The organism is Nocardia albiluteola, from assembly GCF_018860155.1.
Taxonomy (GTDB): domain Bacteria; phylum Actinomycetota; class Actinomycetes; order Mycobacteriales; family Mycobacteriaceae; genus Nocardia; species Nocardia albiluteola.
Genome location: NZ_JAHKNI010000006.1, coordinates 381,888 through 407,076, shown reverse-complemented (window position 1 = coordinate 407,076; position 25,189 = coordinate 381,888). Strand labels below are relative to the sequence as shown.

Below are 25,189 nucleotides of genomic sequence, written 5' to 3'. Positions count from 1 at the left end.
CGACCTCGCCCACCTGTCGAAATTCACGACCGTCGGGATGAGCGGCCCGGGCGCACACGGCCTGTTCGGACCGGAACCCACCGCCACCGCGGCGACCCCCACGCTCGGCGCGCACCGTGGCACGCAACCGCCCGCCCCCTCGACGACCGGCAACGCGCCCAGCGGCGGCTCGCGGCCGAGATCGGCCGCACCCGACCCGGTCCGCGACGAGACCGGCGGCTCGGAGCTTCCCGCCACCGCTGTCACGGAATCGGCGTCGCCCGTCCGCCTCGCGTCCGACTCCGGCCAGGACGACGCCTCCCGCCCGTTCACGCTCGCGCAGCACCCCGGCGTGTCCGGCGACGGTTTCCTCGCCCGCGGCTTCTGGGGCCGCTACGGCGCGGCCGGCGTACTCATCAGAAATATCGACGAGCACGGGGACGAGCATTTCCTGATCGCCAAGTCCGCACCCGGCTACTCCCAGGGAAACTGGCAACTACCCGGCGGGGCACTGCACTCGAACGAAACACCGGCACAGGGGGCAGCGCGGGAAACCATCGAGGAACTGGGGGCGGCACAGGACTACCTCGGCAGTCTCGTCTTGGCCGGCACTCACGTCGTGGAGGGACCCCGGGGCTGGAGGTACACCAATCTGACCGCCGACGCCCCCGCCCGATTCGACCCGGTCCTGGACGGGGACGAGACGCAGGAGGCACGCTGGGTGACCCGCGCGGATCTCCTGGCCATGGCGGCGAATGGCGAACTGCATTCGGCCTTCGCCCAGAACCTGCCGTCGATTCTGGACACACTCGACTCGAGATCGACCACGCATACGACACTCCCCGACGACGTCCTGGCCTCTGCTGAACGCGACCCGTACGACAGCGACGACGACTGGAACGACTGGCTGGACGACGACCACCCCGACTCGGAGGCAGGCGACGATGTCCCCGAACCCGAATCCGGTACCGCCGGTTCCCCGTTCGTTCCGCAGGGACTCCTGGCCCGCGGCCGGACGACCGCCATGGCCATCCGGATCGCCGACGGCAGTGCACCGGAAATCGCGGCGCCCCAAGATGATTCGCGCAAACGCCCACGGTCGGATTCGGAGCTCGACGACCTGGAACAGCCACGACGGACCCAGCCCGCCGGGAACGAGATTCGGACCGCCCCCGCGGGTCGCGCCGACTTCCCCCTGCCGAGCATCCAACCGCGGAGCGGCACACCGGTTCTCGCCGTCACCCTCACCCGCCCGGACGGAACCGCCGTCGCCCTGTCCGACGGCAGCGCGCCATCGTCACCCCGGACGGACGACACATCGCACCTCACGGCCGAACCGTCCCACGACCAGGCGAACGCCACGCCGCACCCGACAGCCGAACCGTCCCACGACCCAGCGGCCGCCTCGCAGCGCTACGACTGCGGTCCCCGCACCATCGACGAACTCCTCAGGCGCACAAACAGTCCCATCGTCCGCCGGATCATCGGCCAGGCCTATCTCGCTGGAATCACCCGCGAACAACTCGAGCACGCCGCCGGCGCCTGGTTACGACCGTTCGCCGACCACGCCGACATCGCCCGGCAGCTCCTGGCGCTGGGCCACGGCCACATCGCCCTGGTCGTCGACGATTACGCCACCGTCGACCGGAACGGCGTCGGCGCCCACGCCTACCTGCTGGTCAACGACCACGGCACCCTCACCGTCGTCGACCGGGGACTCGATGTCGAACACCAATTCCCGCCCCGGCCACAACGAGAGCTCTCCGGCGCTCACGCCGTCCTCTACACCCCGCAGGGCCGTCCGGCCTATTCCGCCCCGCATCCCGGAGACCCCGCTACCGACCCGGCCCACCCGCTGGGCCACATCGCCGCCGACGGCATTCGCCGCTTCCACAGCGACGAGGCGGGCGCCGCCTTCGCCCGCACCCGCCTGCACCTCTGGCCCCACCTGACGGACGAGGTCCGCGCCGCACTGCACGCCTACGAGGAGGTGTCACAGGTCAATACCGTACTGCGGCAGGGAATGTCGGACACCGAACTCGCCGACTGGATCGATCGGCTGCGCGAGAGCAGCGACATCATGCGGGCGCTGGAAGGCCCGTACGGTAGCGTCCGCGATCTGTCCACGATGCCCGACCGGCGAAATGCGCTGCTCGCCAACGACTCCCGCACCGCCCGCGAGGACAGGGAGCTGCGGGCGCTCGAGACGGTGCTGCACGACCCCCGGCCCGCGGCCCGGTGGGAGCAGATCGAGGAGGACGCCGAGAACTACAACGAACTCGCCGAGAGGTATAGCGAATACTTCGACCGGCCCTTCGATCCGAGCGCCGTCCGCCATCACATCGCCCTGCTGGACCACGCGACCAGCCGGCCGCTGCCGCTGACCGAGCCGATCCGGGTGATCCGCGGGCTGAACGATATCGACTTCCTCGCCACCGATGAGCACGGCGGCATCGTCAATGTCCCCCAGCGCGATCCCGGATTCCTGTCCACCTCGATCCGCACCGGCGCCGCCGAGTCGTACCGCCTGGAGCTGGTCGTGCCGCCCGGCGCTCGGGGCGCCTACATCGGCGACGACGGCGTCTTCCCGAGTCAGCAGGAGCTCCTGCTGGCGCGCGACACGCACTACCGGATCACCGGCGTCGAGGAGATGCCCGACGGCATCACCGTCCTGCACGCCGTCGTGGAGCCGTCGCCGGTATCCCCCGAGGCCGCCAGCACCTGGCCGCGCATCGCCCTGGGACCGGACACGAACCTGCAGCACCCGGCGGATGCGGACGACCCGTTCCGGCTGGACTCCGATCCCGAGAACGAGGACGCGTTCGGCGGCGACCTGCTGGAACGGCTCGGACACGACCCCGCCCACCTGCCCGAGCCGGAATACGAATCCGATGACGATCCGTACCTGTCCGAGGAGCAGGACGATCCCTCCCATCCGTTCCGGCCGGCGCGACATCCCGGCGCGGCCGGCGACACTTTCCTCCTCCCGGAGGCCGAATACGACCCGTTCGGCAGCGACGCCGGCTCGCAGGAAGACGAACAGCCCGAGTGGGAGGTCGGCAGCGACGGTGTCATCGTGTTCGAATCCGATGCCGCCGGTTCCCAATTCGGCCATCACATGCTGCGTGTCTGGCCCGACGTGCCGGCCGACGAGCGCTCCGCCGTGCACGCGTACGAGCACACCGCTGTGGTCAACAACCTGCCGCGCCGGAACATGTCGGACGCGGAGATCACCCGCTGGATCGCCGGGCTGCGCGAGAGCGCCGAGACGAGGGATCTGCTGACCGGCCGGCGCGACACCCCGCCGAGTCTTGCCGCGCTGCGTCGCAGGCAAGCACGTCTGCAAACCAGAGATCAGCTCACATCCCGTCAGGCGCAGGAGATGCGAGCCCTGGACGCGGTCCTGTCCGACCCCCGGCCCGCGGCCGCATGGGAGCGGATCCAAGCCGAGGCCACCCGCTATCGCCTCTACGACGATGCCTACCACGAGCACTTCGACGAGGAGTTCGGGCCGGATGTCCTGCGGCGGCAGCTGGCGCTGCTGGATCGGGCGACCGACCGCGCGCTACCACTGGACCACCCGATTCGCGTCGTGCGCGGCCTCGACGACGTCGACTTCCTGGCCGTCGACCAGAACGGCACCCCGCTGCGGGACCAGGACCCCCGGCTGCTGATCGGTGTCCCGCAGCGAGAGCCCGGCTTCCTGTCCACCTCGGTCAGCGCCGGAGCGATCAACTTCGCCTCCGACGCGAAGTATCGCCTGGAACTGACGGTGCCCCGGGGCACGCGCGGCCTGTACGTCGGCCTCGACGGCTACGCGCCGACCCAGCAGGAACTGCTGCTGCCGCGCGATACGCCGTACCGGATCACCGAGGTCGAATACGACCCCGACGAGGGGGTCACGGTGCTACGCGGCATCGTGGAGCGGCACACGGACCCTGCATCGTCCTTGCTCCCCGCCCCGGCACACCCGGCTCCGATCCACGACCCGGCGAACGAAAGCTCCGTCGAGGACGGCGTGCGCCGGTTCCCCACCGATATCGCGGGCGGCCGCTTCGGCGCCCGGACACTGGACTTCTGGGACAGGCTGCCCTCGGCGGTGCGCGCCGCGCTGCGGACGAATTCGCAAGCGCCGCTGATCACCAACCTCCTCCGGGGCACCTCGTCGGACGAGGACCTCGCCGCCCGGATCGACGAGTACGCCCGCAGCGAGGAGATCCACGAGGCGGTGTCCGACCACTTCGGCAACCTGGCCGCCATGGCCTCCCGGCGAGACGAACTCGACGGCCAAGATCACCACACCGACGACGAGGAGCGGGAAAGGCAAGCGCTGCAGGTGATTCTGTCGGACGAATCCCCCGCGGACCGGTGGGACCGGATCGCATCCGACGCCTGGGCGTATCTCGACCTGAAATCGCTGTTCTCCGAGCACTTCGACCAGGACGTCACCCCGGAAACGGTGCGGCGGTACATCACTCGGCTCGATCAGGCGACCCGTCGTGAGCTGCCGCTGACCGAGCCGATTCGCGTCGTCGGCGCCCTGGACGATATTTCGTTCCTCGGCGCCGGAGAACCCGAGGATCTGATCGGCGCCGTCCGGAAAGACCGAGGCTACCTGCCCACCTCCCTCGGCCCTCGCGTGCACGATGCGCGCAGCGATGCCCCGTACCGCCTGGAGCTGACGTTGCCGCCCGGCACGCGCGGCGCCTACCTCGGCAGGCACGGCGCGGACCCGCTGCGGAACGAGCTCCAGCTCGCCCGCGACACGCAATACACGGTCACCGGCGTAGAGCGCGGACCCGACGGCGTTACCGTCCTGCACGCCACCGTGATTCCGACGCCCCGGCCGGGCACGCCGACATTCGAACCGGAGCGGGACGACAACTATTTCGGCGACGACGTGCTGGAGAAGCTGGGATTCGAGCCCTCCGGTGCGTCCGATACCCCGCAACCGCACCTCGATCGCCCCGGCCTCGAACCGCCGGTACTGCCCGACGACGAGCGCCTGCTCGACGACCAGGGCCGCGAACGACTCTCGGCGCAGCAGAAGGAGACACTGCTGCCGACACCCGGCGTCCCGGTCGAGCTGCGGCCTCCGCGGGGTAGGGGCGACATGAACGCCCTGCTGCTGGTGGACCACGACGGCCGGGTGCACCGGCTGCCGAACATGTCCGAACCGGTGCGCGCGCGGGAGGTCGAGGAGGACGGACACCGGTACTATGAGGCCCGGATTCCGGGCAGGCCGCTCGTTCGTATCCCGGTCGCGCTCACCGACTCCCGGACGTTCACCTTCGAACCGCCCCGCGGGACCGACCCCGACGGCCTGCTGAGCTGGGGCACGTCGAACGGCGAGGTCCGATTCCTCGGAGTCGACGACCTCGGCCGGACGGCCCGGATGAGCGTGCCGTACGGCTCCCCCCTCGTGGTGACCCGCCGGGGGCCGTCGTCGTGGTGGCTGAAGCTCCCGGGATTCGGGGCACGGGCCGGCGTTACGGCGCCCGCCGCCCTGTTCCCGGCGCTGCCCGCACTCGCCGCCCGGCACCACGACCCGATCTTCGGGGAACACGGGCCCGTACCGCAGGATGCGCGCCAGGGCGATGCCGGCGACTGCCTCCTGATCTCGTACCTCAAACAGCTGTCCGCCCGCAATCCGCAGGCGATCCGCGAGATCGTGCACGATCACGGCGACGGCACCGCGAGCGTCCGCTTCTCCACCGGCGGCCAACTCGAATGGGTACGCGTCGAAAAATCGATCTACGTCTCACCCGATACCGGCAACGGCGTCTTCGCGGGCCATCAACCGGGAGAACCGCTGTGGGCCAGCATGATCGAGAAGGCCTATGCGCTCCGATTCAACGACGGCAACGGCTTCCACGGCTTCGACCTCGCGGGAAATCTGGTCGCCGAGCCGGCCGAACGCCTCGGTAAGGGCTTCTATCAGGCAGCGGATGGGGGTCGGCGGCAACCCGTCCGGAACGTCGATGACCGCGACTTCCTGCATCCCCTCCGACTCGACGCCGACACGCTGCACGAGCTGGTGAACAGTCTCGTCCTGCGCGATCGGGTGCCCACCGGGCTGACGAACGACGAGATCCCCGCGGCCGACCCCGAGTTCGCCCGCGCCCTCGGTGACACCTACGACGACTGGGCCGCGCACTGGGCTCGGGAGCACCCCGATTCGACCCCGCCGAGCCCCCACACCCTGGATACCACCGCGGACCTCGGTTCGCCCGGCTACTTCCGACGGTACCTGGACGAGCGCCTCCCCGACCGGTGGGATGCCGAAAAGGACGCCCTGGCACGGTATCTCGACGGTGTGTACGGCGGTGAGGCCAAGGAACGATCGCTGCTCGCCCATTCCGGAACCGCCGCCCGGACCATCGCGGATCGGATCGAATACGCGCTGCGGCGCGGCACCGCGGTGATCATGGGCACCCACATGTTCGGGCCGGATCGCGAGGACATCACCGTCGTGCGCGGTCTGATGAGCGGCCACGCCTACGCGGTGCTCGGGATCGAGCACGACGCGGATGGCGCACCGGTGCGGCTGCTGCTGGAGAACCCGCACGACGACAACGAGTCCTACCCCGAACCCGAGGACGGCATCGAATACCGCCTCGACCCCGAATCCGACCGCCCCCTCACCGACGCCCACGGCAACCAGCACCGCATCGCAGCCGACGGAACCGAATACGCCGCGCGGACGACCGGCACCCAGCACCGCTGGTACCCGGACGGCTCGGCGTACACCATCGAGCCCGACGGAACCCGGTACTACGTCACCGGCCGGGACGACACCCTGCACATCACCTACCCCGACGGCACCAGATTCTGGCGGACGGCCGACCGGACCGAACACTGGACGACCCCGGACGGCGACCGATACATCAAACGACCGCGCGACGCCGAGCCGCTGCCCGATGACGACCGGATCGACCCGCCGGATCTGACCATCCCGCGCCGCGGCGGCCTCATCGCGGTGGACCTCGCCCACCTACCGAAGTTCGCCACGCTGGCGATGAGCGGCGCGGGCGCGCACGGCCTGTACGGACCGAACCGGGCGGAACCGAGATCCGATGTGCCGCAACATCCCGCGGCGCCCCCGAGCGCCGACCGGACCACGCGGCCCTCGATCACGGCCCCCCGGCGCGCCGCCGCGGCGCCGTATCGCCGCGGCGCGGCCTTCGCCTCGCGGATAGGCTCCGGGCCGGGTGAAACCTATCCGGCCGAGCTGGGCGGGCAGGATTCCGCGCAGGATGGCAGCTACCTCGTGGACCACCTGTTCCACGAGCCGGCCGCTCAGCGGGGCGGCACGACCACCACCACCGAACGACCGCACGTCAACCCGCCCGGCTCGCGGCCTCCGGTCCTCCGGCGCGGCCAGCTCCTGCGCAACCTGTCCGGGCCGCAGCGCGAGGCGCTGTTCCAGGAACCCGGTGTCCCGTACAAGCTGCCGCATCCGGGCGGTCAGCGGGATGCCCTCATCTTCTTCGACCACCTGGGTAACATCGAGAATCTGCCCGAAACCGGCAAGGATGTGCCGGCACGATTCCACCAGCCGGCCAATGGCTTCGACTACTACGAGATTTCGCCGCCGAACGGGCCGACGCGCTTCGTGATGAAGGAGCTGGCGCAGGACTTCACCTTCGTCCCCGGCCCGGGCGGCGGCCCCGACGGCACGCTGAGCTGGAACGTGCCGGGCGGTGAGGTCCGGTTCGCGGGCTACGATGCGAGCAATCAGCCACGCACCCTGAAGGTTCCGTTCGAGGCCCCCCTCGCCGCACGGCCCGGGCAAGGGCCCTGGCGGTGGCTGAAATATCCCGGCGTCGACAACTGGACGCGGGTCAATACCCCTCCGGGTGCGCTCAGGCCGCTGCCCGAGATCCGCCTGCGGCATCGGGATCCGATCTTCGGCCCGGACGGATTGCCCAGGCCCGAGGAGGTGCGGCAGGGCGCCGTCGGCGACTGCGCGCTGCTGGCCGACCTGAAATCGCTCGCCGCACGCGATCCGCGGGCACTCGCCGAGGTCGTTCACGACCACGGGGACGGCACGGCCAGCGTCCGGTTCCTCACCGAGGACAGGCCCGGCGAACCCCGGTTCGACTGGGTCCGGGTCGAGAAGTCCCTCTACGTCAGACCAGGCACCGAGACCGGGCACTTCGTCCATCACGAACCCGGGCAACCGCTCTGGGCCACCCTCATCGAAAAGGCCTGGGCGATCCGTTTCGGCAGAGGCGACGGATATCTGGCCATCGACTTCCAGATTCCGCTCGCGGTCGGCGCCGAACGCCTGGGCAAGGGTTTCCACCGCGCCTCCGGCGGGGGCTATCCGCAGCCCGTCCATCGCGTCAGGGACTACGACTACGCGCACCCCCTCAGGCTCGACGTCGATACACTGCACGACCTGGTGAGCAGTTACATCCTGCGGGATCGAGTGTCCACCGGCGAGATCCCGAGGGCCGACCCCGCGTTCGCCCGCGCCATCGCCGACACCTACGACGACCTGGACAGCGCGACCCGCACCCAATACTTCTCGACGCGCGGTCGCCTGCGTGCCCAGCATGCGAACGACCAGGCCGCACACGACGCCGCCTGGAGGAATTTTCTCGACAACGAGCATTTCATCACCTCCAACGGCTTCCGCAACTACCTGAACGAGCGCTTCCCGCAGCAGTGGGCAGGCGAAAAGGAAGCCCTGGCACAGTATTTCGACGAAATATTCGGCGGAAAACCGGCAGCCAGGCTGCTGACCGACAGAGCGAAGGCCGGTGTCGAGTCGATCGCGCGGCGGATCGACTGGGCGCTCCGGCGCGACGGCACCACGGTATCGATCTCCACCGCCCAGTTCGGCGAGGGGGTCGAGAATGTCACCGAGGTGCCGGGACTGGTCGGCACTCATGCCTACCTGGTCCTGGGCGTCGAACGCGACGCGACCGGCAGACCGACGCGGCTGCTGCTGGAGAACCCGCACGACAACCAGGGCCGCTACCCCGCCCCGGTCGACGGCATCGAATACCGCCTGGACCCCCGCCCCCGGGACCGGATCACGGACTCGGAGCCCCAGGATCCCAACGCACCCCGCTACGAGATCCGCCCCAACGGCACCCAGCTCCGCCACGACCCCGACGGCACCACCTACGGCATAACCCGCCGGGGAGCCCGGTTCTCCAGACGCGCGGACGGCAGCCTCCACTACACCTACCCGGACGGCCGCCGCACCCGCCGGACCGCCGACGGCACGGCCTACCACATCGACCCGGACGGGGCGACCTGGCGCAGGGCCGCCGGCACCACGATCTGGACCCAGGCCCCCTGGACCAATCCGGCGAACGATCCGGCCACTCCCCGGCGGGGCGGCGTCGTCGCGGTCGACCTCGCGCACCTGGCCAAATTCACGGCGCTCGGCGTGCAAGGCCCCGCCGCGTACGGGCTGTACAGCCCCCCGCATCGAGCCGCACGACCACCGCTCGACAACGACGGCGAGGACAACATCCTCGGCGGACTGTTCACAGAGCCCGAGGAGCACACCGACCTCCTCGACGGCGCGGAGGACAACCTCTTCGGCGGACTGTACGAGGAGCCCGAGGAACCCACCTCTCTCCTCGACGGCCCGGAGGACAACATCCTGGGCGACCTGTTCACAGAGCCCGCCGCCCCGAGGCCACGCTCCCGCCCCCTGTTTCGCCTGCCCTTCCGCCGAACACAACGCGCCACAGCCACTCTCGCCTACACCCGCCCCGACGGCAGCATCGCGCGGATCGGCTACGCTCGCGGCGGCCACAACCATGTCGGCTACGTTCCGGCGGCGAACGACTCCGAGATCCACACCACCACGGGCCACTACGGCGGCGCCACCCACGCGCACGAATTCAGCCCGGCGGACGGCGACACCTACTTCGGCGACGACCTGCTGGAGACGCTGGGCATCGACCTCCCCGGCCCCACCCACGTCGAGCGGCCGGACTTCGAACAGGCGGGACTCGACCGCCCGCCGCCGCTCGCCGACGATCGGCGGCTGCTCGACGACCTTGGCCGCCAACAACTCCCGGATGCCGAGCGTGACCGCCTGCTGCCCATGCCCGGCGCCGCGATCGCCCTGCAGCCCGGGAGCAACCGGTTCCTCACCCTCATCGATCGGAACGGCCGGGAGATCCCGCTGCCGCGCACGATGTCCCGGATTCGCGCGCGGGAGATTACGGACGACGGGGAGCGGTACTACGAGATCCGGGAGCCGGGCGAGCCGCGCATCCGCATCCCCGTCGCCCTGGCGTACGCGGGCTTCCGGTTTCGGCCGCCCCGGGGCTCCGACCCCGACGGGCGGTTGAGCTGGACCGCGGACGGCGGTGAGGTCAGGTTCCTCGGAGACGACGCGCACGGCCGACCGGCCGCCGTGCGCGTCGCGCCCGACTCGCCCGTGGTGGTGACGCACCTGGGTGGCTCGTCGTGGCGGGTGAAGCTCCCCGACGGCGAGCCGGTCGAGATCACTGCCCCCGACCAGCTGTTCCTGGATCTACCCGATATCGCGGAGCGGCACGACGATCCACTCTTCGGGCCGGAGGGACCCCAACCGCAGGACGCCCGACAGGGCGGGACCGGCGACTGCATCCTGATCGCCTATCTCAAGCAGCTGGCCGCCCGCGACCCGCGAGCGATCCGCGAGATCCTGCACGATCACGGCGACGGGACGGTCAGCGTCCGGTTCATGGTCGGCCGCACGCCGACCTGGGTCCGCGTCGAGAAATCGATCTATGTGCGGCGCGGCGGGGACAGCGGGTACTTCGCCGGTCACGAACCCGGAGAACCCCTGTGGGCCAGCATGATCGAGAAGGCCTACGCGATCCGGTTCAACGAGGGCAACGGCTATTACGGCTACCCGCTACTGGCCAAGCAGGTGGCCGAGCCGGGAGAGCGCCTCGGCAAGGGCTTCTACCGGGCACCGGACCGCCCCGCGTACGCGGCGTGGAATTCCGAGCTGAACCGGATGGTCACGGTCGAACAGCCGGCGCGGCAGCAGCCCGTCAGCAGCGTCAAGGACAGTGATTTCCTGCATCCGCTCCGGTTCGATGCCGACACGCTGCACGAGCTGATGATGCGCGCCCGGGTGCGCTCGGACGTGACGAACAACCAACTGGCCGAGGCCGATCCCGAGTTCTCGCGCCTGGTGGCGGACAGCTACGACCACTGGCAGAACCGACGGCTGGCCCAGCGCACAGCGGAGTGGGACCGGCTGCACCGCACCCATGGCAACGACACCGCCGCGATCGACGCCGCGTGGAAGCGGTTCGAGGCCACCGAGGAGTTCAGGACACCCCGCGGCTTCCGCGCCTATCTGGACGAGCGGCTCCCGCAGCGGTGGGAGGCCGAAAAAGCCCTGCTGGCAGAGTATTACGACACCGTCTACGGCGGGGACGTCAAGGACCGCGCCCTGCCCGCGAACTCCTGGGCCGCCCGGGCGATCGGGCAGCGTGTCCGCTACGCGCTGGATCGCGGCGACAAGATCCTGATCGGCACCGAAAGCTTCGGTGGCCGGGACGAAGACGATACCGCGGTGCCGGGTCTGGTCCAGGGGCACGCCTACGCGGTGCTGGATGTCGAACACGACGAGACCGGCACCCCGGCGCGGCTGCTACTGGAGAACCCGCACGACAGCAACGCGCTCGTTGTCACGCCCGCCGCCGGCATCGAATACCGCCTCGACCCGGAAGCCCGCGGACCGGCCGACGCGAACGGTCACCGGCACCGCATCGCCCCCGACGGCACCGAATACGGTGTCCGCCCCAACGGCACCCAGTACCGCCACGATCCCGACGGCGCCGCGTACACCATAGATCCGGACGGGACCCGGTATTACAGCCGCGGCACGGACGACACGCTGCACATCACCTATCCCGACGGCAGCAGATACTGGCGGACGGCCGACGGGACCGAATACCGCAGGACGGCCGACGACGCGGTCACCCGGAAACGACCGAATGACACCGCATGGCGGCCCACCCGCACCCGGCAACCAGACCTGACCATCCCGCGCCGGGGCGGCGTGCTCGCCGTCGACCTCGAACACCTGCCGAAATTCGGTAATCTCACGATGAGCGGCGCCGGCGCGCACGGCCTGTACGGATCGGATCGTTCCGGGCCGGCGGGCGCGGCCCTCACCAGGCCGATCTACCCGAACTCCATGGATCTGGACGAGGGTTCGCGCAAACGCAAGCGGACGGAATCCCCCGACGACTCGCGGCAACCACAGCGGTCCGAACCGGCCACGGGCGAGGAGCCCCCCGCAAACGCGTTCGAGCCCGAGGACGGCGATACCTACTTCGGTGACGACCTGCTGGCGAAGCTGGGAGTCGCACTCGAGGGCAAGACCGCCCTCCCGCGACCGCGCGCCGACCGGACCGGATTCACCGCGCCGGCGCTGCCCCCCGACCAGCGCCTGGACCGGCTGACACCCCAGCAGCGGGAGGATCGGCTGCCGGTGCTCGGCGTACCGGCGTCGCTGCCCCGCCCGCGGGCACAGCACGAGACGCTCACCATGATCGACCCCAACGGCCAGGTGGCGGAGCTGCCGACTGTCGGCAAGGGGGTATGGACGAAGCTGTTCGACCAGCATGCCGGACCCCCCTATTACGAAATCTGGCTCCCGGACGGAAAAGCCCGCTATGTCCTGGCGGATCTGGCACCCGACTTCACCTTCGTGCGCGACCCGCAGAGCACCAACGGCGGCACCCTGCACTGGAATGTGGCGGTCGGCCAGGCCCGATTCCTCGGTTTCGACGCACAGAATCAGTGGACACCGATCCATATTCCGTACGACGCCCCCTTGGTGGCACGTCCGGGCGAGGGGCCGTGGCGATGGATCAAATTCCCCAAGCATCCCGGCTGGTGGCGCGTCAACGCCCCGGATCGCGTGTTACCGCGACTGCCGGAACTCGTTGCCCGGCACGATGATCCGCTGTTCGGACCGGACGGGCTCCCGAAACCGCACGAGGCGAGCCAGGGCGCGGCGGGCGACTGCACCCTGCTGGCCGATATGCGGTCGCTGGCCGTCCACGACCCGCAGGCGCTCGTGGAGATCCTGCACGACAACGGGGACGGCACCGTCAGCGTCCGGTTCTTCATCGACGAGGGCGACGGCAATCCCCGGTTCGAATGGGTGCCGGTCGAGAAGTCGATCTACGTCGGGCGCAAGACCGGGACGGGGTACTTCGTCAAGCACCGCCCCGGGGAACCGCTGTGGGCCGCCATGATCGAAAAGGCGTACGCGCGCCGCTTCGGTGACGGCGACGGATATCAGGCGATCGATGAGGGCGCCCGCGCCGCCGAGGCGGCCCCGCGCCTGGGCCGGGGCTTCCATCAGGAGCGGGGCGACCGGACATACGAGGCATGGGATTCGGCCCGGAACCGGATGGTGACGGTCGAGCCGCATCGACCGGAGCAACCCGTCCGCAGCGGCAAGCTCTCGATCGTGCTGCATCCGCTCCGGTTCGACGCCGACACACTGCACGAGCTGGTGCGCACCTATGTCCTGCACGACCGTGTTCGCTCCAACACCAGGACCACCTGGGTGCCCAAGGTCGACCCCGAATTCTCCCGCGCGTTCGCCGACACCTTCATGGACTGGGACAGCTACTTCGTGACCATGTCCGCCGCCGCGAAAAAGCGCATCCTGACCGCGCACCCGAACGACCCCGCCGCACAGAACGCGGCGTGGGAACACTTCCTGCGGACCGACGACCCCCTGGTCCCGACCGGTTTCCGAAAATATCTCGACCACCGCTTCCCGGGCCGCTGGGATTCCGAAAAGGCGGCTCTGACAAGATATTTCGCCGATATACTCACCGGCGAGCAGAAGGACAGGCTGCTGAGCGGAAGCGCCGCGGCGGCCGGCCGGGCGATCGGCCACCAGATCGACTACGCGCTGCGGCGCGGCACCACGGTGACGCTCGGAACGCACAATTTCGGCGGCTTCCGCGAGGATTCGACCGCGGTGCCGGGCCTGCTCGGCGGGCACGCCTACGCGGTCCTGGGGGTCGAGCACGATCGGGCCGGCCGGCCGGTCCGAGTCCTGCTGGACAATCCGCACGACGAGAACGGCGACTACCCCGTCCCGGCTCCCGGCATCGAATACCGCCTCGACCCGCACGTCATCGACGACACCGGCGCACCGGGCAACCGCAGCGACCCGGACGGCACCGAATACGGCACCCGCCCCAACGGCACGCGGTATCGACGCGACCCCGACGGCACGGTCTACGGTTTCACCGGCGACGGAGGCCGCTACAGCAAGACCACCGACGGCACACTCCATTACACCTACCCCGACCGCAGCAGATTCCGGCGCACGGTCGACGGGACCGAGTACTGGACCTACCCGGACCGCAGCCACCCGGACCGCAAGATCCGCAAGGCGCCCGGCGGCCTCTGGATGCCCGACCCCGACCGCATCGACCCGCCGGATATGACCGTCCCGCTCCGCGGCGGCGTCATCGCGGTCGACCTCGCGCACCTGCCGAAGTTCAGCGAGATCGGGTACAGCGGCCCCGGCGCGCACGCGCTCCTGGACAAGCCCGAACCGCAGACGGCCCCCCAGGGCACGGTGCCGCACCGCCCCTCGGGCGCCGAGCTCCGGACTCCGCCGGCGTCCGAGCCCGAACGGCAGGAGCACGAACCCCCGGCGCTCGACGAGGATCTACGCCCGGAGGACCTGCCGAAACTCGGCGTTCCGGTCAGCGTGCCGGACCTCGGGGGCCCGGACGACCTGACCCTCGTCGACGACAGCGGCCAGATTCACCAGCTCCCGGCCGCCGGTGCGACCTATGCGACGCTCGTCGCCCCGCCGGACGCGCGACACTACTACGACCTTCATCTCGCGGACGGGCAGACGCGGCGGATACCCGTCGATCTGATGGGCGGCTTCGATTTCCAGCCCGGCCCGCCCGGCGGCCCCGGCACGCTGAGCTGGGATCAACCGGGCGGCGAGGCCCGAATCCTCGGCCACGACGCGTCCGGCACGGGGATGGTGATGGCGGTGCCGTACGAGTACACCGTCGTGGCGAAGCCCGGATCCGGGCCGTGGCGGTGGATCACCTACCCCGGGAGCACGACCTGGCTCCGCGTCAACGCCCCGCACGACGTCCTGCCCGAGCTGCCGGCACTCGTCGATCGGCGTGCCGACGACCTGTTCGGGCGGAACGGGCTGCCCCGGGCGCAGGACGCACGCCAGGGCGCCTCCGGCGACTGCTCCCTGCTGGCCACGCTCAGGACCAAGGCCGACACCAATCCGCGGTCGATCCTGCGGATGCTGCACGACCACGGCAACGGCATCGTCTCGGTCCGATTCACCACCCACCGCACCACGGACCCGGACACCGGCGCCGAGATCCCGCACTTCGAGTGGGTGCACGTCACCAAGGAGATCTACGAGACACCCGGCTCCACGACCGGTCACTTCGTGCGCCACGAACCGGGAGAACCCCTGTGGGCCAGCATGATCGAGAAGGCCTTCGCCCAGCGCTTCGGCAAGGAGGACGGCTACCACTCGCTCACGGACGGAGCGTACGCCGGTCACGTGGCGGCGCTGCTGGACGAGGGCTCGTACCGGGCCGAGAGCGCACCGGGCTATCAGGCCTGGGATTCCGAGCTGCAGCGGGTGGTGACGGTCGAACAGTCGGCGCGCCAGCAGCCCAGCCGCAGTGTCCACGCCGAGGACATCCTGAACCCGCTGGCCTTCGACGCCGAGACCGTGCACGGCCTCGTGCGCACCTACCTCCTGCACGACCGGGTGCGTTCGAACACCAAAAACACCTGGGTGCCCAAGGCCGACCGCGCGTTCTCGCGGGCGGTCGCCGACAGCTACCGAGACTGGTACCGGCAACGTGACGCCGTGCACGACCAGAAGAAGGCGGAACTCGACGCCGCCCATCCGGACGATCCGGCCGGCTGGGACGCCGCGTGGGAAACCTTCCTGAGCACCGACGGCCTCGGCGCGCCCGACGGGTTCCGCGCCTACCTGGACCAGCGGTTCCCGGATGCCTGGCAGACCGAAAAGGACGCGCTGACAAGCTATTTCCGCGAGACCCACGGCGGACCGGCCGAACATCGGCTGCTGAGCAACCGGTCCCGGGCCGCCGCCCAGCTGCTCGGCCGGCAGATCCACTACGCGCTCACCCGCGGCACCGGGGTGACGATGGCGACGCTCGAGTTCGGCGATACCCACGAAAACAGAACCGCGGTCCCGGGATTGGTCGGCGGCCACGTCTTCGCGGTCCTGCGGGTCGAACACGACCGGACCGGCAAACCCGCGCGGATTCTGCTGGAGAATCCGCACGACCAGGAGGGCGCCTACCCGGTCGTCCCGGCCGCGGGCCTCGACTATCGCCTCGACCCGGGCGCCGACCACTACGACACCGACGCATCGACGGGCGCCCGCTACCACCGGGTGCCGAACAGGAACGCGGACGGCACATCCGACGGCACGTACATCGAATACGGCGTCCGCCCGGACGGCACGCAGTATCGCAGGTACAGCGACGGACCCGAGTACCGCATCGCGACCGACGGCACGCGATACCGGGAGGACCCCGACGGCACGCTGTACCGTGTCGACCCCGACGGCGCACGGTATCGCCGGGTGGGCCAGGTCGAGTATCGGACCGACGCGAACGGCGAGAAATTCCGGAGGGACCAGACGACCGACTGGCTTCCCGATCCGGACCGCATCGACCCGGCGCGGGATATGACGATTCCGCCCCGGGGCCTGATCATCGCGGCCGACCTGGCGCATCTGCCGAAGTTCCAGGCCTTCGGTATGACCGGCCCCGGCGCGCACGCCCTCTACGACTCGGACCACCCCGGCCCCAAGGCCAAGCCCGCCACCAAGGCGATCCCCCCGACCGTGCTACCCCGGACCATTCCGGCGTCCGACATCGAGGACGGCGAGACCTATTTCGGCTCCCTGACGAACCATATCGAGGAGACCGACGCCGCGTACGCGCGCCACGACACCGCTGTCGAGCGAACACAATTCGATCCGACGGACCTCGAGCCTCGCGCCCTGCCGCACAACGATCGCCTGGAGAATCTCACCGCCGCCGAGAAGGCGACACTGCTGCCGCTCGCCGGATTCCCCGTCGCGATCCCGCATCGCACGATGCCCGACGGCGGCGACATGCTCACCCTGGTCGATCACCTGGGCCAGGTGCTCGAGCTGCCCGCCACCGGTAGTGTGCCCGCGAGACTGGCCACGGCGAACGGGCGTCCCCAGTTCGTCATTCGACTGCCGGACGGTCGGATCCGGCGGATCGACGCCGCGCTGATGTCCGATGCCTACCGGCCCGGTCCGACGGGCAGATCCGGCGTGCTGAGCTGGAACGTGCCGGGTGGGGCGGTCAAGATCCTCGGCTACGAACACGGCGATAAGCCGACCCTGACCCCGGTGTCGCTGCCCAACGGCGGCGCCGTCGTGACGAAACCCGGGAACGGATCCTGGCGATCGGTGCGGATCCCGGGCACCCGACGATGGATCGACGCGGGCATTCCCCGCGATATCCTCCCGCAGCCGGTGCGACCCGTCACCCGGCACGACGATCCGCTGTTCGGGCCTGACGGGTTGCCGAAATCGGGGGATGCGCGCCAGGGCGCGGCCGACGACTGCTTCCTGGTCGCACCGCTCAAGCGCATTGCCGACACCGATCCGCACTCGATCGTCGACATGCTGCGGGATCGCCGCGACGGCACGGTCGAGGTCCGGCTGCGCGTGAACGGGGCGCCGACCTGGGTCCGCGTCGAGAAGCGCGTCTACGCCCGCTGGGGCAGCGACCGCGGATACTTCATCGACCACCGCCCCGGGGAACCGTTGTGGCCCGCCATGATCGAGGCGGCCTACACCCAGGTCTTCGGCGGCGACGAGGGCTACCACAGCTACCGGGAGGGCGGCCTCCCCGCGGAGGCCGCCGAACGTCTCGGCGTGGGCTCCTACCGGGCGCCGTCCGGGCCTACGTACGAGGCATGGGATTCCGCCCAGAACCGGATGGTGACCGTCGAGCCGCAGGCACGGCGGCAACCCGTCCGCAGCGTCGACGACGGCGGCTTCCTGGATCCGATGCGGTTCGATGTCGACACCGTGCACGAACTGCTGGGCGGCGATATCGAATTCGCCCGCGAGATCGCCGACAGCTACGACGCCTGGCAGCGGGCGACGCTCGCCGCGCGCGAATCCGAGCATCGGCGCCTCGCGTCCATTCACGGCCCGGATCAGGCCGCCTACGACGCCGCGTACGCCAAATTCCTGCGCACCGAGGATCCCGGCTCCCCCAGCGGGTTCGGCAAACTTCTGGACCGGACGTTCCCCGGACGGTGGAGCACCGAAAAACGAACTCTCCTGGACTATTACGTTGCGATGTACCCCGGTGACCGGAGGCACACGGTACTGCCCGACCGCTACTCGATCGTCGGCGAGACGGTAGGCAACAGAATCGACCACGCCCTGCGGCGGGGTACCACGGTGACGATCACCACCAGCGAATTCGGTGTGGGACACGAGAACTCGACCGCCGTGCCCGGATTGCTCGGCTTCCACGTCTATTCGGTTCTCGGAGTCGAACGCGATGCCGTCGGCACGCCCGTGCGGCTGCTGGTGGAAGACCCCTACGATTCCGTCGGGGGCTATCCCGCCCCTGCCGGGGGCATCGAATACCGGCTCGACCCGGAGGGAATCGACTACCCCGACGGCGCCTCGTACCGCCTGGCTCCGGACGGCACCGAATACGGTATCTACTCCAACGGTATTCAGTACCGCCTGGATCCGGACGGTACCGAGTACGGCACGGACGGGCACGGATACCGCTACGTCCAATTCCCCAACGGGGTAGGCGACGAGGTGCACTCCGACGGCCGCAGGAGCATCCGCCTGCCCGACGGGACCGTACTGTCGACGACCCCGGACGGCCTCCCGTTCCGGAGGCTCCCGGGCTGGACCGCGGACGCTCCCGATCCGGGGCGCATCGATCCCCCCGATATGACCATTCCCCGCCGCGGCGGCATCCTCGCGGTCGATCTCGTTCATCTGCCGAAATTCTCCGGCCTGGGGATGAGCGGCCCCGGCGCGCTGTCGCAGTACGGACCCGGGCACCCGGCACCGACGCGCACCACCGCCGGGCGTGGCGCCGGGGGCACCCTATCGGCCGACCGACCGCAGGACGGCTCGGCACCACCACCAACCCCGCAACTCGACGCCGCCGCCGCCCACGATCGGATCGCCGCCGACGCCGCCCCGGCTCCGGGATACCTCGACGGCGCGGTACGCCGATTCCACAGCTCCGAGGAGGGTGAGAAGTACGGCCGCCGATACCTGCGCGCGTGGGACCGGCTGTCCGAACCCGTACGCGCCGCCCTGCACACCTACGAGGGCAGCGGTCTGGTCAACCAGATACTGCGGCACTTCTCGGACCGGGAGCTGGGCACCGACTGGGCCGCCCGGCTCCGCGACAGCGGCCGGATCGCGGGGGTGCTCTCCGCCCACACCGACGATCCCGATCTCACCGCCATGATCGAGCGCCGACATGAGCTGGCCGCCACGGATATTCACGCCGACGAGGACACCGCGGCAGAAATCCGGGCATTGGACAGGGTGCTGAACGACCCGCGCCCGGCGGCGGCATGGGAACAGATCCGGGCCGACGCCGATCTGCACCGCACGCTGAGCAAGCGCTTCAGCTTCTACACCGACCCCGACGCCGTCCGGGAACACATCGAACTGCTCGACGAGGCCACCGACCGTCCGCTACCCCTGCACGAACCGGTTCTCGTCGTCCGCGACCTCACGGACATCGGCTTCGCGACGATCGACGAGCACGGCACCACCCTCGCCGATCTCGACCTCGACGATCCGGATCCCCGACGCCTGATCGGCACCGTCCAGCACGAGCCCGGATACCTGTCCACCTCGGTCGGCCCCGAGACCGTATGGGGGCGCGACTACCGCCTGGAACTGGTGGTGCCGCCCGGCGCCCGCGGGGTCTACGTCGGCGACGACGGCGTCTATTCGACTCAGCGGGAACTCGTGCTGGCGCGCGGCACCGCCTACCGGATCACCGATGCGTGGACCGACGAGGACGGCACCACCGTGCTGCGTGCGGAGGTCCTGCCGCCGTCGGACTCCGCACCCGACGGTGCGTCCGCCGCACCGGATCCCGGTTCCGGCGATCGGCAGGGTCCCGCTCACACCGAACCCGCCGCGACGACCGGTACCACCGCGGGCTCGACCGTCCACCCCACCTTCGCGCGGCCACCGGCCCTCGAAATACGCCACAGCACAGCAACTCTGGCCATCACCCGTCCCGACGGGTCCATCGTCCGGATATCCGACGGCAGCGCCCGACGATCGGGCGTCTCCGATGACACCACCGACACCCCCGCCAATGCCACCGCACACACCACCGACACCCCCGCCAGCGCCGCCGCACACACCACCGACACCCCGGCCAACGCCACCGACGCCCGAACCGGCGCCGCCGCGCACACCGCCGACCGTCCCCCGATGCCCGACGGCGTCGCGAGCGCGCCGGACCCGCGCCTCGAATCGGATGCCGCCGAGTCGGCCGAGCCGCTCAACGACTGTGCGTCGCTGACCGTCGACGAGTTGCTGGCGCGCACAGACAGCCCGGTGGTGCTCCGCCTGCCTCCTCCGCGAGGCCCGTCCGGGAACTCGCGGAGCGAACTCGAATTCGCCGCGGGCGCGCGGCTGAGATCGTTCCGGGACCACGCGGCGATCGCCGAGGACCTGCGCGCCCTCGGCGACGGCGCGGTGGCGCTCGTGGTCGACTCCTACACCTCCGTCGACCGGCACGGCATCGGCGGCCACGCCTACCTGATGGTCAACGAGCACGGCACGATCACCGTGGTCGATCGGGGCCTCGATCAGGTACACGGATTCCCGCCGGTGGCGCTGCGGGAGATGTCCGGCACCGAGGCGATTCTGTATACCGTGCAGGGCATTCCGCGCGACTTCGTCCGACACGCCTACGGTCCGGTCCACGATCCCGCGGATCAGGGCCTGATCGGCGACGACAGGGTGCGCCGGTTCGATTCCGACGCCGCGGGCGACAGCTTCGGCTTCCACCGGCTCAATGTCTGGCACGACCTGCGGGACACGGTGCGCGCCGCGCTGCACTCCTATGAGGACACCCAGGTCGTCAACTTCGCGCTGCGCAACGCCGCGACCGACGCGGAGCTCGACGACTGGATCGAGAACCTGCGCCGCAACACCGAGGTCGTGCGGATCGTGAGCCGTCCGCGCGGGTCCATCGCGAGATTCGCCGCGCTGCAGGAACGACGGGATGCGCTGGCCGCCAAGGACAACCGCACCGAGGCCGATGACGAGCAGTTGCGGCTGATCGAGGACATCCTGAACGACCCGCGCCCCGCCGCCCGGTGGGAAAGGATCGCCGCGGCCGCCCGGCTCGATCGCATCCTGCGCATGCACTACGACATGCACTACGACCGGGATTTCGATCGGGACGCGGTCCGCCACGAGACCGCCCTGCTCGACGAGGCCACCCGGCGTCCGCTGCGCCTGAGCGAGCCGATTCGAATCGTCCGCGCCCTGAAGGACATCGACTTCATGGCGACCGACGAGCATGGAACACCGCTGGGCGACGGGGACCCGCAGCGCCTGCTGAACATCATCCAGCAGGATCACGGCTACCTGTCCACCTCGGTCGCGCCCGGCACGGCCCGCCTCGCGGGCGGATCCAATTACCGTGTGGAACTGACCGTTCCGCCCGGCGCGCGCGGTGTGTACCTCGGCAACGACGCGACCAATCCGGAGCAGCACGAACTCCTGCTGGCGCGCGACACCCGCTACCGGATCACCGGCGTCGAGCAGGACTCCGACGGAATCACCGTGCTGCACGCCGAGGTGCTGCCCCCGCCCGCCGAGGAACCGGCTCGCGACGAACTGCGCGTCGGCTCGCGCGAGCGCGGAACCGATGAATCGGCTCCCCGGCCCACCCAACCGACCGCGGCCGAGACGACGGACAGCGGCACGGCGCATGTCTCGGCACCCGGCGACCCACGCGGCCCCGCCGACCATCCCGAACACGGATCAGCCGATGCCCCGGAGGATTCCGCGTCGCTCACCGTCGCGGAGTTGCCGCGCCGGTGGGAACCGGTGCGCGACGGCAGCACACCACATTCCCTGATATCCATCGAGAAGCCCCGGACCCGCATCGGCCTGTCCTCCGGGCACAACAACCTGTGCGGCCCGCTCACCGTGGCAGAACTCCTGCGCCGCACGAACAGTCCCCTCGTCCGCCGCCTCGCCCATCGCCTGGGGCTGAACGGCGTCACCCGGGAGGAGCTCGAACACGCGCTCGGGGCCTGGCTGCGTCCCTTCCACACTCATCACCACATCGCCGACCAGTTGCTCGCCCTGGGCCATGGTCACCTCGCGGTCGTCGTCGACGACTACGCCACCACCGACGACGACGGCATCGGGTCGCACGCGTATCTGCTCGTCAACGATCATGGCGCCATCACCGTCGTCGACCCCGGATTCGATGTGACGCATGCGTTCCCGCCGCAGCCCCGGCGCGAACTCGGCGCCACCCGCGCCGTCCTGTTCACCCCCCACGGCCACCCGGCCCACCCCGCCCCGGACCCCGCCGATCCGGCCACACATCCCGCCCACCCCCTGGGCCACATCGCCGCCGACGGCATCCGCCGCTTCCACACCGACGAGGCCGGGGCCGCGTTCGGCCGCACCCGCCTGCGCACCTGGCACCTGCTGCCCGAACAGGTGCGTGCCGCGCTCCGCGCGTACGAGGAATCGTTCCTGGTCAATACCGTGCTGCGGCAGCACATGTCCGACGCCGAACTCACCGCCTGGGCCGAGCGGCTGCGCGAGAGCAGCGAGATCACTCATCTGCTGACCGCGATCCACGGCCGGGTCCCGGAGCTGTCCTGGATATTCGGCCGACGAGACATGCTGCTCGCCGACGCGTCTCGGTCCGCCGACGAGGACAGGGAGCTGTCGGCGCTGACCGCCATCCTGAGTGACGCCCGGCCCGAGGCCCGGTTGGAACAGATCGAGAGGGACGCCGAACTCTACGACGAGATCTCCGCGAACCACGGCGAGCACCTCGGCCGGAACTTCGGGCCGGACACGATCCACGACCAGATCGCCCTGCTCGACCACGCGACCGCACGCCCGTTGCCGCTGACCGAACCGATCCGGGTCATCCGCACCCTCGACGATATCGACTTCCTCGTCACCGACGAGCACGGCAACATCATCAACGTCCCCCAGCACGAACCCGCCTACCTGTCCACCTCCGTCCGCGCCGGCGAACGACTCGCGTCGTACCGCATGGAGCTGATCGTGCCGCCCGGCGCACGCGGCGCCTATATCGGCGACGACGGCATCCACCCGGGCCAGCAGGAACTCGTCCTGGCGCGCGGCACCAACTACCGGATCCTCGCCGTCGAAACGGACCCCGACGGCGTCACGGTCCTGCACGCCCAGGTGGAGCCGCCGACGGCCACCGGCGGCGGCCGGCGCATAGGTCTCGACGGCCAGGACACGACACCGCCCCCCGGCGACCCGATGGAACTCGACGGTCAGGACACCGCATCGCCCGCATCGGCGAATACCGCACCGATCTGGAATCCCCTGCCGGACAACCATGAGCACCTGTTCGAGGCCCTGTCGCGACTGCGCGGAACTCCGACGGCGCGCGACGCGCGCACGGCGCTCGCCGACCGCATCGAGCAGAATTTCGACAGGACTCTCGGATCGTTCATCACACCCCGGTCGCGGGAGATCAACCGGGCCGAGCAGACCCGCCGCGGCGGACTCGACGCCCACTATCGAGACGGCCGGCTCACCCCCGACCAGTGGACCGCCGAAACGAGCCGCCGACGGCAATTCGACACGGGTTTCGAACAGTATCTGCGGAACGAACTGCGGCAGTTCATCGCGGGCCTGCGCGCACCGCACTTCCCCACCGATCACATGATGAGCTTCCTGCTTCCCTTCGTCGCCCGGGAGCTGTCGCTCAATCTGATCGTGCTGCCCCCCGACGGCCCGCGTATTCTGCTCCAGCACAACACCTCCGGCGCACCGTTCGCGATGCTGTACGGCTCCGTCGAGCGCCCCGGGCAGATGCGGATGGCGATGGCCGCCGACGGCAGCGCCTTCGCGCTCGACCCGGCGCACCTGAACACCCCGGCGGCGTTCACCCCGCCACCCGGCCACGCGCCGTCGCCGCCGCCGGCCGAAACCGGGCACGGCATCGGACATCTCGACGACGACGGCGTCCGGGTATTCGACACCGACGCCGACGGGCTGCACTTCGGCAATACGGTCCTGGACCGGTGGCACGAACTGGATCCGGCGCAGCGGCACGCGATCTGGGCCTATTTCGAACACGCGGAGATCAATTACTTCCTCCGGCGCGGACTCGACCGCGCGCCCGCGATGCTCGATCGCATCGCCGAGAACAGCGCATCGGTCACGCTGCTGACAGCCCTGACCGGGCCGGGCACGCTGTCGCTCGCCGCCCTGGCGGCGGCGTACCGCGGCGGTGAGGCGGCCGTGCACAACAGGATCGGGGATCCGGACCGGGCGAGGGCGACCTGGCAGCGGCTGCGCGCGATCATCGAAAGTCCGGCACCGGACCGCGCGCTGAGCAGAATGCTCGACGACCACACCGAGGTGGGTTGGGCCCGCACCTACTACCAGCGCTACTTCGGCCTGCCGAGAAGCCCCGAAACCCTCGGCCACTTTGCCGATCTGCTCGATCAGGCGACCCGGCGGACGCTGCCGATCACCGAACCGCTGCAGGTCGTGCGGGGTCTGCATGACGTCGAGTTCATGTTCGACACCGACGGAAATCGCCTGGGCGACAGGAATCCCGGACTGCTCGAGGGCGCCGCACAGCAGGAACTCGGTTACCTGTCGACCTCGGTCGGCCGGAACATGGTCGTCACGCCGGACGGTGAATTCCGGTACCGGCTCAATCTCACCCTGCCCGTCGGGACCCAGGGCCTGTGGATCGGAGAACACGGCGGCCTGCCCGGCGTCGCCGAGCTCATGCTTCCCCGCGGGACCGTCTACATCATCGTCTCGGTGACGCAAGACCCGGACACCGGCGTGATCGTCCTCGACGCGGAGGTCGTGCCCGCGGATATGATCGAACAGATCGATTCGGAGTAA

At 70.0% G+C, this 25,189-nt stretch carries 1 protein-coding gene (running past one end of the window); it reads left to right on the top strand.

Translation table 11 applies throughout. The features are described from left to right. Window positions 1-25,189, top strand: partial view of an ADP-ribosyltransferase gene (locus KO481_RS20245; protein WP_215918737.1) — the 3' portion only. Its footprint begins 11,159 nt before the window's first position; the window shows 25,189 of its 36,348 coding nt (coding positions 11,160-36,348); its start codon lies off the left edge, out of view; the stop codon is at window positions 25,187-25,189.